This is a genomic window from Burkholderia sp. Ac-20345, assembly GCF_017104825.1.
Lineage (GTDB): Bacteria > Pseudomonadota > Gammaproteobacteria > Burkholderiales > Burkholderiaceae > Burkholderia > Burkholderia lata_B.
In genome coordinates this window covers 1-13,359 of the sequence record NZ_JAAGPO010000244.1, presented here as the reverse complement: position 1 = coordinate 13,359, position 13,359 = coordinate 1, and the positions used below count along the sequence as shown (strand labels likewise).

Genomic DNA, 13,359 nt, shown 5'->3' with positions numbered 1-13,359 from the left:
CCACCGCCGACCAACGCGGCCGAGTAGAGGCCCATCGCGAGCGGCAGCCGGTCGACGAACCAGCGTTTCGCGAGGCCGGGCACGAGTGCCTGGACCACGGCGACGCCGGCGCCCGCGACGATCGCGGTCGCGATCAGGCCGGCGCTGCCGCCGGTCCACAGGCGGGCCGTGCAGCCGGCCGCGATCAGCGCCAGCGCGACGGTCAGCGCACGGTGCTCGCCGACGCGCCGCGCGAGCCCGACACCGATCCCGGCGACGACCCCCATCAGCACGAATGGCAGCGTGGTCAGCAGCGCGGCCGCACGAAAGCCGAGGCCCGTATCGGCGCGCACGACGTCGAGCACGGGGCCGAACGCGGTCAGGAACGGTCGCAGGTTGAGGCCGGCGAGCACCAGCAGCGCGAGCGCGCCATAGGACACGGAAGCCGCCTGCGGGCGGTGGACGGCTTGCGCGGTGCCGGGGTCGGACATCGGGATGCTCCAGGGAGGGGCCGGTGGCCCTGTGATGCGATGCCGAAAGGGTAAGCGCCCGCTACGCGAGGTGAAAATTAAATATTCGACTGGGAATCAGTGCGGAATGCGATGGGTTCGCCCCGGGCGATGGGGCCGGATGGGCGCGGCTCGCGGCGGCCGGTGATATCGGGCGACGGCGCGTTCATCAGATGAAACGCGAACCGTCATGCGACGGGCATCTGCTCGGCCAGTGCTTGCTTGCGCGCGACCACCAGCGTCCGGACGAGCACGCGATCGGCCGCCGTTTCCGGCGTAAAGATCACGAGCGTCTGGTCGGGCCGGCCGCTCACAGCGAACGCCGAGTATTCGAGCGCGATTCGTCCGACAGCAGGATGGTGGAGCTCCTTGGTCCCTTCTTCGTGCGAGCGGATATCGTGGTCGCGCCACAGCGCGTCGAACTCGGCGCTCGTCGCGCGCATCTCGTCGACGAATGCCTGCACGGCCTGCGTCGCACCACCGCGCGCGACGTCGGCGCGAAACGCGCCCACCGCGAACCGCGCGACGCGCTCCCAGTTCGTCTGTACGCCGCGCACGTGCGGATCGACGAAGATGAGCCGCAGGATGTTGCGTCGTTCCGGCGACAGCGTCGTGTAGTCGGTCAGCGTCGCGGCCGCCGCATCGTTCCACGCGACGACGTCCCACGTCGCCGAGCGCACGATCGCGGGGCTCGCGTCGAGCGAATCGAGCACGTGCTGCACCCGCGGCGACACATGGTCGGTCGCGTGATAGCGCACTTCCGGCAGATGGCCGACACCGATCAGGAACAGGTGCTCGCGCTCGGCATCGTTCAGCAGCAGCGCACGGGCGAGCCGGTCGAGCACGTCGGCCGACGGCGCACCGCCGCGCCCCTGTTCGAGCCACGTGTACCACGCGGTGCTCACGTGTGCGCGCTGCGCGACTTCTTCGCGCCGCAGTCCCGGCGTGCGGCGGCGCGTGGCCGGCAGCCCGAGCGCGGCCGGGTCGAGTTTCTCGCGGCGGTCCCGCAGGTACGCGCCGAGCAGGTTGTCGGGGGCGTCAGCCATGTCCTGTTAGTTCGTTTACCGGTAAACCGTCACGACTTCACCGCGAGCGGCCGTCGACAGATAGTAAGCCTCCATGCCATCCGGAGGTGTTGAACATGCGTGTCTTTGTTACTGGAGCGTCGGGGTTCGTCGGCTCTGCCGTCGTGGCCGAACTCGTTGCCGCCGGGCACTCGGTGCTCGGCCTTGCGCGGTCCGATGCGGCCGCTGCGTCGGTTGCCGCGGCTGGCGCCGACGTTCATCGCGGGTCCCTGGAGGATCTCGACAGCCTCACGCGCGGCGCAGAAGCCGCCGATGCGGTGATCCATACGGGATTCAATCACGACTTCTCGTGTTTCGCGCAGAACTGCGAGCTCGACCGTCATGCGATCGAGACGATCGGCGCGGTGCTCGCGGGCTCGGCGCGGCCGCTGGTCGTCACGTCGGGCCTCGCGCTCGTCGCACCCGGGCGCGCGGCGACGGAGGATGATCCGCACGTGCCGGTGTCGTCGACCTATCCACGTGCGTCCGAAGCGACCGCGGTCGCGCTGGAGGCGCGCGGCGTGCACGCGTCGGTCGTGCGCTTGCCGCCGTCCGTGCACGGCGACGGTGATCACGGCTTCGTGCCGCACCTGATTGCGTTCGCGAGGGAGAAGAGGGTATCGGCCTATCTCGGCGACGGCGCCAATCGCTGGCCGGGCGTGCACCGGCTCGATGCGGCGCGCGTGTACCGGCTCGCGATCGAACGCGGTGCGGCCGGCGCGCGCTATCACGCGGTCGACGATACCGGCGTGCGGTTCCGGGAAATCGCGGAAGTGATCGGCCGGCGGCTGAACGTGCCGGTCGTCGCGAAAACGGCGGCTGAAGCCGGCGAACACTTCGGCTGGTTCGCGATGTTCGCGGGGATGGATGCACCGGCCACGAGCGAGCGCACGCGTACATTGCTCGACTGGGCGCCGACGCAGCCCGGGCTGCTGGCCGATATCGACCGGCCGCGGTATTTCGAAAGCTGAGCGGGCGCGGCGGTTGTGCCGTCTTTTCAAACGGCACGCCTGCATGACAACGTTCAGACCGTGACGACGATCTTCCCGACCTGTGCGCCGGCTTCCATGTATCGATGCGCTTCCACGATGTCGTCGAACGCGAACGTGCGATCGATCAGCGGCTTCAGCGCGCCGGCCGCGAGCCCGTCGACGATGAAGCGCTTCGCGCGTTCGAGCTTCTGCGCGTCGCCGGTGATCTCGAACAGCTCGTAGCCGCGCAGCGTCAGGTGGCGCGCGAGCAGGTCCATCACCGGCACGGGGATGTCGCGCGTGTCGAGCGCGCCGTACTGGAAGAACGTGCCGTTCGTGGCCAGCGCGCGCAGCAGGTTCGCCGCGTCGGGGCCACCGACCGGATCGAACACGAGGCGCGCGCCGGTGCCGCCGGTGATGTCCGCCACCTGCTGCGGCAGGTCCGCAGGGCTGCCGACGATCACGTGCTTCGCACCCGCGTCGAGCAGCGCCTGGCGCTTCGATTCGCCGCGCGTCAGCGCGATCGGCACCGCGCCGACGTGGTTCGCGATCTGGATTGCCGCTTGCCCGACGCTGCTCGACGCGGCGCCGATCAGCACCGCGTCGCCGCGCTGCAGCCCGCCGAGTTCGATCAGTGCGCCCCAGGCCGTGACGAACATCATCCACGTCGCGGCCGCTTCCTCGAACGACAGGCTTGCCGGATGCCTGACCGCCGCATATACGGGCACGTTGACGACCTCGCCGTACATCCCGTAGTCGGCGAACGAGAACGCAGGCACGACGCTCACCGCATCGCCCTCGGCGAACGCCGTCACGTTGCGGCCGACCGCCGAGACGATGCCCGATGCCTCGTAGCCGAGCGCAGCGGGCAAGCGCGGCATGAACGTGTATTCGCCGCTGCGGTACATGACTTCCGCGCGATTGAGGCCGATCGCCTTCACGCGCAACTGGATTTCGTCGGGGCCCGGCGCGGGCACGTCGACGGTGTCGATCTGCAGGACGTCGGGGCCGCCGACGCGGTGGAAACGAACGATGCGGGACATGGAGGGCTCCTTCAATGAACGGGTGTCGATGAAGGAGCACTGTAGGCGCGTACCCGCGCCGGAGGAACGTGCCGACGGATCATTGATTGTTATTCGGCGAATAACAATCGACGAGATCGGTTACCGGATTCGGCGCATCGTCGAGTGCTTCGCCAATCGCACCAAACGTCTTCATCGTTTCGCCGTGCGTTGCGGATGCCTGGCATCTCGTGCGCAAAATTGCTTTTTATTCAATGAAACCTATATTGGGATTTGTTCGTTTCGATATGAGGAATAAAAACGATGACGACTCAATCGAACGTGCTCGAGACGTTTCAGATGCGTGCGGCCGTCGGAGGAGACACGTCGGCCGTGGTGTCGGAGCACGAATGCCTGAGTTACCGCGAGCTGGACCGTCGGAGCGACGCGGTTGCATCTGCATTGCAGGACCGGGGCGTCGGGCACGGCAGCCTGGTGCCGATCGAGGCGGCGCGTAACGCCGACTTCATCGTCGGGATCCTCGGCATCCTGAAGGCCGGTGCGACCTATGTCCCGATCGACGAACGCTATCCCGACGCCCGCAAGGACATCATCCTGCGGCAATGCAATGCGTCGCTGGTGTTGACGGCTCGCGCGACGCCCCGGGATACGGCCGTTCCGTTCATCAGCGTGGCCGACCTGTCCGCGCAGCGACCGGATCGGGATGACGCGCATGCGACGCAACGCGCCGATGCGCCCGATGGCGCGATCTACGTGATCTTCACGTCCGGCTCCACCGGTGCGCCGAAAGGCGTCATCGTCGAACATGCCGCCGTGGCCACACTCGTCGACTGGCACAACGCGCGCTTTTCGATGAAGGCAGAAAGTCGAGCGACGCTGATGGCCGGCCTCGGTTTCGATGTGTCGCAGTGGGAAATCTGGTCGGCCCTCTGCGCGGGCGCGACGCTGTTCTTGCCGGACGACGATACGCGTTTCGATGCCGATGCGCTCGTCGGTTTCTTCACCCGTCACCGGATTACGCATGCGTACGTGCCCACCGTGATGGTGGCCGACGTGGTGGGTGTCGGCCAGCCGGCGGACCTGAAGCTCGAGTATCTGTTCACGGCCGGCGAAAAGCTCGATCCGGTCGATACCGATCGAATCGGTTACACGGTGGTCGATTACTACGGGCCGACCGAAGCGACGATCTTCGCGACGTGTCACGTCGTTCCGAGTGCAACGCTCGGCCGTCCGGCATCGATCGGACGCCCGGTCGGCAGGACCGAAATCCTGATCCTGAACGATGCGCAGGAGGTGGCAGGGGAGAGCGACGTCGGCGAGATCTGCATCGGCGGGCCGGGCCTGGCGCGCGGTTATCTGAACAACCCTGCATTGACTCGCGAGAAATTCCGTCAGCACCCCAAACTTCTGGACCGGATCATCTATCGCACGGGAGATCTCGGGCGCTGGCTGAACGATGGCTCGATCCAGTTTCTCGGCCGCCTGGACGATCAGGTCAAGATTCGCGGCAATCTGGTCGAACTGAGCGAAATTCAATCGGTGCTCGTCAGGTCCGGCGTGGTACGCAAGGCGCTGGTGCTTGCGCTGCCCCGCGCTGCCGGAACCGGGAAGGAACTGGTCGCGTTCGCCGTGCCGGGCGATCCCGCTGCGCCGCCCGACCGTGTCGTCGACGCGCTCAAGGCAAGCGTGCGGCAATACCTGCCCGATTACATGTGGCCCGTTGGTCACGTGCTGCTCGACGAGATGCCGGTGACGGCGAACGGCAAAACCGACCGGGCTGCTCTGCAGCATCTTTACCAGGACGAACGGCGCAACCGGACGGAGCGGGAACCGTACACCGCCGTCGAGCGGATCGTGGCGGATGCATTCGTCGCGTTGACCGGCCATGCGTCGTTTCTCAAGACCGACAGTTTCTTCGACATCGGCGGTAATTCGTTGTTGACGGCGAAGCTCGCGAGGGCGCTATCGGATGCCGCGGGGACGAAGATGCTGATCCGGGACGTCTACGAGCATCAATCGGTGGAAGGGCTGGCAGGCGAAATCGGGCGGCGAGTCGCGGCGGCGCTCGAGATCGACCGCGAGCCCGTTTATGTGCTCGCGGATGATATCCGCGTGCCGGAACAGGCGGATTTCAGCGACGCGTTCGACAACGCGCTGCTGGCGCGCCCGCGCACGATTCTGTTGACGGGTGCCACGGGCTTCGTCGGCGTTCATTTGCTGGCCGAACTCCTCGCGACGACGTCGGCGATCGTGCATTGCCTGGTGCGCGCGGAGGATGTCGCCGCAGGGCGGTCGCGGATCGACGAAAAACTGCGCGCCCACGACGTGGACCTCGGGGCGGACGAGCGATCCCGCATCCGCGTGTGGGCGGGCGATCTCACGCAGGTGCGCTTCGGGTTGAACGAACGCGACTACGCGGCGCTGGCCGACGAAATCGACATCGTTTACCACTCCGCGGGCGCGGTCAATTTCATCCAGCCGTATTCGTACATGAAGAAGATCAACGTGGACGGTCTGTTCCAGATCCTCGCTTTCGCCGGGTGCCGGCGCACCAAGGCGCTGATCCTGCTGTCGACGATCTCGGTGTACAGCTGGGGGCATCGCTTTACCGGCAAGGCGATGATGACCGAAGCGGACGACATCGATCAGAACCTGCCCGCGGTGCTCGAGGATATCGGCTACACGCGCAGCAAATGGGTGATGGAGAAAATGGCCGACCTGGCGGAGCAGCGCGGCCTGCCTCTGATGACCTTCCGGCTCGGCTACGCGACGTTTCACAGCGAGACGGGCGTCAGCGCAGACTATCAATGGTGGGGGCGGCTGGTGAAGACGTGCATGGCGCTCGGCACCGTGCCCGACCTGCAGGACCTGCGCGAAGGGTTGACGACCGTGGACTACATGACGAAAGCGCTTGCGTGGATTTCGCGCAATCCGGCCGCGCTGGGGCGGAAATTCAACCTGATCAATTCGCCCGAGGCCAACCTGACGCTTCGGGAATTTTTCTCGAAGCTGGAGCGTTACTTCGGCCTGCGATTCCGGATCGTGCCGTTCCGCGACTGGCGCGATGCGTGGAAGACCGATATCGACGCACCGCTCTATCCGCTGTTGAGCCTGTTCGACGACAACATTCGCGATGGGATGTCCACGGCCGAGCTGTATCAGAACAATTACGTGTGGGACTGCCGCAACGTGATCGAATTTCTCGAAGGCAGCGGAATCGAGCAGCCGGCATTTTCCCGCGAGCAACTGGCGCGATACATGGAGCGGTCGATCGGCTATCGGGTCGCGCGGTGAGCAAGACGACGCAGCCGCGTGGCGCTTTTTGCGCGGCGCTGTGCGGCTGCCGGTGAAGTCGGTTCATCCGTCTGCATTCGTGCGCGTTCGTGATCCGGTCTACGCCGGATAACGCCGCGCAAACAGCTCGGTCAGCCAGTCGATGAACGCACGCACCTTGTCGGACAGATGCGCGCGGTTCGGGTACAGCACCGACACCGGCTTCGGCTCGGCCGGCACGCCGGGCAGCAGTTCGATCAACTGGCCCGAGTCGATGCTCGGCTGCAGCGCGGGCCGCAACGCATGCACGATGCCGAGGCCGGCCAGCCCGCAGGACAGCAGCGCTTCCGAATTGTCGGTAAGCAGGCTGCTCGCGAGCTTCACCGCGACCGTTTCGCCGTGCGGGCGGAACGTCCATTCGAGCACCTTGCGATTGCTGCCGGTAAAGAAGTTGACCGCCCGATGCGCACGAAGGTCGTCGAGCGTACGCGGCAAACCGTGGCGGGAAACATAGGCGGGCGACGCACACGTGACCATCGGCACCGTGCCGACCGTGCGCGCGATCATGCTCGAATCCTTCAGCTTGCCGACCCGCACGACGCAGTCGATGCCTTCGCCGATCAGGTCGGCCGGCTGGTCGCTCGCGCCGAGCACGAGCTCGATCTGCGGATAGCGCTGCTGGAAATCGGGCAGCGCCGGAATCACGACCGTCTTCGCCAGCGCGAGCGCGATGTCGATGCGCAACCGGCCTTTCGGTATCGCGCGCTGCTTCGGGAACGACGCGAACGCGTCATCGATGCTGCCGAGCAACTGCACGCAGCGCGCATGGAACGCCTCGCCTTCGGCGGTCACGCTGACACGGCGCGTGCTGCGGTTCAGCAGCCGGACGCCGAGTTCCTGTTCGAGCTGCTGCACGGCTTTCGTCACGGCCGGCCGATGCAGTTGCAGCGCGTCGGCGGCCTGCGTGAAGTTGCCGCGTTCGACGATCTGTACGTAGATCTGCATCGCTTGCAGGCGGTCCATGGCATTTCCGGGTGTCGTGGCGAGCGGCCATCTTCGCATACCGTTCGACACCCGTGCGACACCGATGCGCAGCCGCCCGCCGCGCGTCATTCGACCGGATGCAGATCCTGCAGCAGCGTCGGCACGAGTTCCGACACGGTCGGGTGGATGTGCATCGCGCGGCTGATCGTCGTGTACGGCGCGCCGGCGGCCATCACGTCGAGCATCCCGTGCACGACTTCGTCGCCGGTCACGCCGAGGATCGACGCGCCGAGAATCGCGTGGCTGTCCGCGTCGACGATCACCTTCATGAAGCCCAGGCTCTCGCCTTTTTCCACCGCGCGGCCGACCCGCGTCATCGGGCGCGTGCCGACCAGCAGCCGGCGGCCGGTCTGCTTCGCTTCCGCGAGCGTCATGCCGACACGGCCGAGCGGCGGATCGACGTACAACGCGTACGCCGCGATGCGATTGGACACCTTGCGCGGATCGTTGTCGAGCAGGTTGGCCGCGACGATCTCGAAGTCGTTGTACGCGGTGTGCGTGAACGCGCCGCGCCCGTTGCAGTCGCCAAGCGCCCAGATGCCGGGCACGTTCGTGCGCAACTGTTCGTCCACCTCGATATAGCCGCGCGCGTCGGTCGCGACGCCCGCACGGTCGAGCCCGAGATCGTTGGTGTTCGGCACGCGTCCGACCGCGAGCAGCAGGTGCGAGCCTGCGACCTCGCGGCCGCCGCCCGCGCAGTCGAGGCCGACCGCGATGCCGCTGCCGTCGCGTCGTGCGCTCAGGCAGGTCGCATCGAGCTGCACGTCGATCCCGTCCTTCTCGAGAATGTCGCGCACGGCCTGCGACACGTCCTCGTCCTCGCGTCGGATCAGGCGATCACCTTTCTCGACGATCGTGACCTTCGAGCCGAAGCGGCGATACATCTGGCCGAATTCGAGCCCGATGTAGCTGCCGCCGACGATCACGAGATGCTCGGGCAGGAAGTCGACGTCCATCATCGTCGAGTTGGTCAGGTACGGCACCGTATCGAGGCCCGGCATGGCCGGCACCTGCGCGCGCCCGCCGACGTTGATGAAGATGCGTTCCGCTTCGAGCAGTGCGTCGCCCACGCGCACCGTGTTGGCGCGCTCGAAGCGGGCGTGGCCCTGAAACACGGTGGTGTTCGCGAGGCCGCGCACCCATTGCTCGACTCCCTGGTTCGAGCGGCCGGAGATCTGGTCCTTGCGCGCCTTCACGGCTTTCATGTCGACGGTGACGGGGCCGCCGACCGACACGCCGTATTCGCCGCCCCGCCGCGCGAGGTGGGCGGCGTACGCGCTCGCGATCAGTGTCTTGGTGGGGATGCAGCCGGTGTTCACGCACGTACCGCCGAAGCGGCCGCGCTCGATGATCGCGACTTTCATTCCCGAGCCGGACAGCCGCGCGGCGAGTGGCGGCCCGGCCTGCCCGGTGCCGATGACGATCGCGTCGAAGTGTTGCGTCATGACGTCCTCCTGTGCAGGTGCAGCGAGGGAACGCGTGCGGGCGAGCCGCGTGCGAGGCCGGCGCGCGGTCGCGCGACGGCGAGCGCTTATGGTAGTCCTGTTGGCGTGCGCTCGCGAGTGCGGGCAGGGTGGGAGCAGCGGGGCATGACGGCGTCTGGCCCTGCCCGCACCGGCCGGAGCACGATGCAACCGGTCTCGGCGCGTTGCCCCGGCCGCTTCAGTCCTTGCGTTGCCACTGACTGAACGACACCGGCCGGTGCGCGTCGGCGCGCGTGACGGTGACGTGGTCGGGCTGGTCGTCGAGCGGAAACGATTGGGTGACGATCCGGTTCGAAAACAGCCACCCGTGCGTGCGCGGGTCGTAGCGGAACGTCACGTAGTCGCTCCAGTGCTGCCCGCACGCGACGAAGTTCTGCACGGTGAAATAGTGGCCTTTGATCGCGAAGCCGTTGTCGGCCGCATCTTCGGGATCGAACGGGTCGCACTGGCCGCCTTCGTTCGCGCGCAGCACGACCTGGTCGTTGCGGGCGGCGAGCCGGAATGCGTGGTCGGGCTGTTCCTCGAAGATCAGCAGCGGACGCGGCGACGGCTGCTCGCGCGTATCGACCGCCCGATGCACGACGACGAGAAAGCTGTGCCGCCCGTTGTCGAGATCCGGCCCGGCATGCGCGAGCAGCGGCTGGTAGCCGGCCGGCAACTGCGCGGCGATCGATTTCGGCAGGTCGCCGGCGCGGGCGTCGAGCGACAGCGCGGCGAGCAGCGGGAGGAGCACGATGGGCAGGCGGGACATGCGCATGACAGGGTGTCCGGTCGAAAGGGAGAAAGAGGTGCCGACGGCGAGATGTTACAAATCCCGCCCGAGAAACTCGGTGCCCGGCACCGGATTGAATGCGACGGGCGGCGCGGGCGTGAAGCCGAGCGACGCATACAGTTGCCGCGCGGCGACGAACTCGGGCAGCACGTCGAGGCACATGCGCGCATAGCCGGCGGCCTTCGCGTCGCGCAGCAGCCGTTCGACGAGCTGGCGGCCGACGTTCAGCCCGCGTGCTTCGGGGCGCACGTAGACGCGCTTCATCTCGCACGTCGTCGCGTCGATTTCGCGAAACGCCGCGCAGCCCACCGCGCACTCGCCTTGCCACGCGAGCAGCAGCAGCCCGCGCGGCGCCGCGTATTTGCCGGGCAGCGCGGCAATCTCAGGCTCGTAGTCCTGGAATTCGAGGCTGACGGTGGGGCTCGCGATGTACTCGCGGAAGATCGCCTCGACGACGCGGGCGTCGTCGGGATAGCGGGCAGCGCGGATCTCGATCATGGGTGGCGGCGCGAATGACGGAAAAGAGGGCCAGCATAGCAGCGCAGGGCGGCTTTCGGCCATGCGTGAAGCGTGCCAGAATCGGCGCTTCGACCGTTGGAAACGACCCGCAGGCGTCGGCGATTCGACGTCGCTCACCAAGGAGACTTCGATGACTGCATCGGCTGCCGTACTCGCCATCCTGGCCGCGCTGTTTCTCGGCGCGATGATTCCGGGCCCGAGCTTCGTGCTGGTTGCCCGCAATTCGATCGGGCTGTCGCGCCGCGACGGGCTCGCCACCGCGCTCGGCATGGGCATCGGCGGCATCGTGTTCGGCGGTGTCGCGCTGGCCGGGCTCTATACGCTGCTGCAGGCCGTCGAATGGCTGTACGTGGGCCTCAAGGTGGCGGGCGGCGCGTACCTGATCTACATGGCGTCGAAGATCTGGCGCGGCGCCGACCGGCCGATCGCGATGGACGATCCGCAGGCGATGGCCGGCGGCAGCGCGCGCAAGTCGTTCTGGACGGGCCTCACGACCCAGCTCAGCAACCCGAAGACGGCGATCTGGTACGGCAGCATCTTCGCGGCACTGCTCCCGCAGCATCCGCCGGTGTGGTGCTATCTGGCGCTGCCGCCGCTCGTGTTCGGCGTCGAGTTCGGCTGGTACACGATCGTCGCGCTGTGCTTTTCCACCCGCCGGCCGCGCGAGCTCTACCTGCGCGCGAAGAAGTGGGTCGACCGCGTCGCGGCCGGCGCGATCACGCTGCTCGGGCTGCGACTGATCCTGAATGCACCGAAAGCGGGCATCTGACGGCTTCCATTCCCGATCTGCATCGCACGGCGGCTGGCCATTTCCGTGGCTGGCCGCCGGCGCGCACCGCGCGAACGCGCATCGGCATCAGGCTTCGCTGAACCGCTCCAGCAGCGCCGCGAACCGCGTGTCGTCCGGAAATTCCTTCACTTCATACCGCACCGGGCGATGCCCGGTGGCCGTCATCAGGTCGCCGCACGTGTGCAGCAGCTCGGCCATCGGCACGTAGGCGGACTGTCCCGTCGACGCGCGATGGAGCGCGACGATATCCGTCTCGGGCAGCAGGGAAGGCGCGCCGTCGCTCCACACGCCGACGCTGAACAGGCTGCCGTCCTGGCGCTTGTACACCGAGTAGGTCGCCACGAAGATGTCGGTGCCGTCTTGCTCATGCAGGTCGTTGAGCAGCATCCGCTGATCCTGGTAGTCGCCCGCGAGTTCGCCGATGCGCAGCGCGTGCAGCTTCGATTCGAGCCCTTCCGGCACGAAGCGCCGCCAGGCGGTGCCATCCCAGCGCAGCATCAGCGGCGGCAGCGGGCGCGGCTGCGCCTGCGCCTGTTCGGCAAGGTCGACCATCGCTGCCAGCCCGGCCGGATTGCGGTCGCCGGTGAGCAGCAGCACTGCGCGGTTCGGTGCCATCACGACCGGCGCGCCGGCGATCGGCTGGCGGTGGAGCAGGTCGGTCAGCAGCAGCCGTGCCGCGTCGTAGGAGTCGTCGAATTGCGACAGGAATACCCCGTTCGGTAGCGCGGCCCACGGCGTCGACGATTCGGCCCGCAGGTTGTCGATCGCGATGTCGCATGCTTCGTCGAACGAGACGCCCCATTGGTCGAGCGTCGAGGTCGGCAGGCGCGCGATGTTGAACTCGCCGTCATACGCGATGCCGATCTCGATGTTCTCGCACAGCGGCCGGAACGCCAGCACCGTGATGCCGATCTGCCCGGTCGTTTGCAGCGCCGCCACGCAGCGCTCGGTCGCGCTGCGGATCACGGGGCGCAGCTTCGCGCGCGCGGCGGCGAAATCCGTCGGGATCTCGTGCTCCATCATCGCGCTCGCCTGCCGCTTCAGCACGGTGTCCCGCTCGGACGGCTTCGCGGCCGCGTAGTCGCGGAACAGGTTGTTCAGGTTGATGATGGTCGACGGGGCATCCGACTGGACGAGGCAGCCCTTCTCGTCCTCGTGGCGCCAGGTGCGCGTGTCGCCCGATGCGCGCAGCGTGGCGATCAGGCGTTCGGCGAAGGCCTGCGGGGTCGGCGGTTTGCCGAAACGGTCGCGCAGGCGCGTGACGAGATTGGCAAGCATCGTGTGCGGTCGGGCCGGGCCCGTCTGTTGTCGTTGTGGGTCGGTGGCGCCCGGTCTCGGCGGCGCAGCCCGCGGCCGGCACGCGTGGCTCGACGGGTGCTGCGATGGTAGCGCAACGCGGCAGGTATCGTCAGACGGTATTCGCAACCGGCGGGCGACACGGCTGCGGGCAAGGGCAAGGGCAAGGGCAAGGGCAAGGGCAAGGGCAAGGGCAAGGGCAAGGGCAAGGGCAAGGGCAACGGCAACGGCAACGGCAACGGCAACGGCAACGGCAACGGCGCGGCCGGACCGTCGCCGCGGCGGCCCCCGATCGCCCGCCAAGCCTTGCGCGGCGGGCGTTCGCGTGTGTCGCACGCCGCTCCGGACTGCACCGCTTCCCCGATTCTGGCGGCCGACCTCCCGGCGACGTGTAAACTGCTGCCTTTTTTGATGGTTTGCAGCATGGTGCAAGCACCTCCGCGCCCGGCGCTGAGCGGCCCGGCGCTCGTCCGGTTGCTCGCGCGCCTGGCCGATGCCGACGTCGCGGAATCCCGGCAGACGCTGTCTGACCGGCTGAGCCAGTGGCTCGGCTGGACCGACGCGATCACGCTGTCGTCCGCGCTGAACGCGAGCCCGCCCGGCGTCGCGGCCGGCGTGCGCGGCTATGACGCGGAA

Annotated in this window: 12 protein-coding genes; 4 read left to right on the top strand and 8 right to left on the bottom strand. The window is 67.5% G+C overall.

Translation table 11 applies throughout. The features are described 5' to 3' along the window. Both G3O06_RS42330 and G3O06_RS42325 read right to left on the bottom strand, forming a co-directional pair. The coding region (locus G3O06_RS42330; RefSeq protein ID WP_346779591.1) for an MFS transporter at positions 1 to 470 on the bottom strand (470 nt) is incomplete at its 3' end. A 206-nt stretch (positions 471 to 676) separates the two neighbouring features. After that, positions 677 to 1,534: a helix-turn-helix transcriptional regulator gene (locus G3O06_RS42325; RefSeq protein ID WP_205819622.1), complete on the bottom strand. Its 858-nt coding sequence runs from the start codon at positions 1,532 to 1,534 to the stop codon at positions 677 to 679. Between the two features lie 95 nt (positions 1,535 to 1,629). On the opposite strand from G3O06_RS42325, the gene G3O06_RS42320 reads away from it, so the two are divergent. Further along, the gene (locus G3O06_RS42320) at positions 1,630 to 2,523 is read left to right on the top strand and encodes an SDR family oxidoreductase (RefSeq protein WP_205819621.1); all 894 of its coding nucleotides are present in this window, start codon (positions 1,630 to 1,632) and stop codon (positions 2,521 to 2,523) included. Between the two features lie 53 nt (positions 2,524 to 2,576). On the opposite strand, the gene G3O06_RS42315 is transcribed toward G3O06_RS42320, so the two are convergent. Next, a complete protein-coding gene (locus G3O06_RS42315; protein ID WP_205819620.1) occupies positions 2,577 to 3,566 on the bottom strand; it encodes a zinc-dependent alcohol dehydrogenase family protein in 990 nt (329 codons plus the stop codon). Between the two features lie 282 nt (positions 3,567 to 3,848). On the opposite strand from G3O06_RS42315, the gene G3O06_RS42310 reads away from it, so the two are divergent. Next, positions 3,849 to 6,839, top strand: a complete 2,991-nt coding sequence (locus G3O06_RS42310) for an amino acid adenylation domain-containing protein (RefSeq protein ID WP_241020519.1) — start codon at positions 3,849 to 3,851, stop codon at positions 6,837 to 6,839. Between the two features lie 99 nt (positions 6,840 to 6,938). Here the strand turns inward: G3O06_RS42310 and G3O06_RS42305 are convergent, their stop codons facing one another. The 4 genes from G3O06_RS42305 to G3O06_RS42290 form a co-directional block, all read right to left on the bottom strand. Next, positions 6,939 to 7,841, bottom strand: coding sequence for a LysR family transcriptional regulator (locus tag G3O06_RS42305; RefSeq protein WP_174979141.1), 903 nt, complete (start codon positions 7,839 to 7,841; stop codon positions 6,939 to 6,941). A gap of 86 nt (positions 7,842 to 7,927) precedes the next feature. Continuing rightward, the gene (locus G3O06_RS42300; RefSeq protein WP_205819619.1) at positions 7,928 to 9,307 is read right to left on the bottom strand and encodes an FAD-containing oxidoreductase; all 1,380 of its coding nucleotides are present in this window, start codon (positions 9,305 to 9,307) and stop codon (positions 7,928 to 7,930) included. A gap of 217 nt (positions 9,308 to 9,524) precedes the next feature. Further along, positions 9,525 to 10,103, bottom strand: coding sequence for a hypothetical protein (locus G3O06_RS42295; RefSeq protein ID WP_205819618.1), 579 nt, complete (start codon positions 10,101 to 10,103; stop codon positions 9,525 to 9,527). 48 nt (positions 10,104 to 10,151) lie between these two features. Then, on the bottom strand, positions 10,152 to 10,616 hold the full coding sequence (locus G3O06_RS42290) for a GNAT family N-acetyltransferase (RefSeq protein WP_205819617.1): 465 nt from the start codon (positions 10,614 to 10,616) through the stop codon (positions 10,152 to 10,154). Between the two features lie 151 nt (positions 10,617 to 10,767). On the opposite strand from G3O06_RS42290, the gene G3O06_RS42285 reads away from it, so the two are divergent. Further along, entirely contained in the window at positions 10,768 to 11,406 is a 639-nt protein-coding gene (locus G3O06_RS42285; protein WP_122949719.1) for a LysE family translocator, read from the top strand. A gap of 87 nt (positions 11,407 to 11,493) precedes the next feature. Here G3O06_RS42285 and G3O06_RS42280 read toward each other — a convergent pair whose 3' ends face one another. Beyond that, positions 11,494 to 12,705: a hypothetical protein gene (locus G3O06_RS42280; protein ID WP_205819616.1), complete on the bottom strand. Its 1,212-nt coding sequence runs from the start codon at positions 12,703 to 12,705 to the stop codon at positions 11,494 to 11,496. A gap of 441 nt (positions 12,706 to 13,146) precedes the next feature. Here G3O06_RS42280 and G3O06_RS42275 point away from each other — a divergent pair. After that, positions 13,147 to 13,359 (top strand): DUF3348 family protein (locus tag G3O06_RS42275; protein ID WP_205819615.1); only part of this gene is annotated, 213 nt, incomplete at its 3' end.

Coding starts and splice junctions, on each gene's coding strand:
- G3O06_RS42325 (WP_205819622.1), bottom strand. CDS start 1,534: ATGGCTGACGCCCCCGACAACCTGCTCGGCGCGTACCTGCGGGACCGC.
- G3O06_RS42320 (WP_205819621.1), top strand. CDS start 1,630: ATGCGTGTCTTTGTTACTGGAGCGTCGGGGTTCGTCGGCTCTGCCGTC.
- G3O06_RS42315 (WP_205819620.1), bottom strand. CDS start 3,566: ATGTCCCGCATCGTTCGTTTCCACCGCGTCGGCGGCCCCGACGTCCTG.
- G3O06_RS42310 (WP_241020519.1), top strand. CDS start 3,849: ATGACGACTCAATCGAACGTGCTCGAGACGTTTCAGATGCGTGCGGCC.
- G3O06_RS42305 (WP_174979141.1), bottom strand. CDS start 7,841: ATGGACCGCCTGCAAGCGATGCAGATCTACGTACAGATCGTCGAACGC.
- G3O06_RS42300 (WP_205819619.1), bottom strand. CDS start 9,307: ATGACGCAACACTTCGACGCGATCGTCATCGGCACCGGGCAGGCCGGG.
- G3O06_RS42295 (WP_205819618.1), bottom strand. CDS start 10,103: ATGCGCATGTCCCGCCTGCCCATCGTGCTCCTCCCGCTGCTCGCCGCG.
- G3O06_RS42290 (WP_205819617.1), bottom strand. CDS start 10,616: ATGATCGAGATCCGCGCTGCCCGCTATCCCGACGACGCCCGCGTCGTC.
- G3O06_RS42285 (WP_122949719.1), top strand. CDS start 10,768: ATGACTGCATCGGCTGCCGTACTCGCCATCCTGGCCGCGCTGTTTCTC.
- G3O06_RS42280 (WP_205819616.1), bottom strand. CDS start 12,705: ATGCTTGCCAATCTCGTCACGCGCCTGCGCGACCGTTTCGGCAAACCG.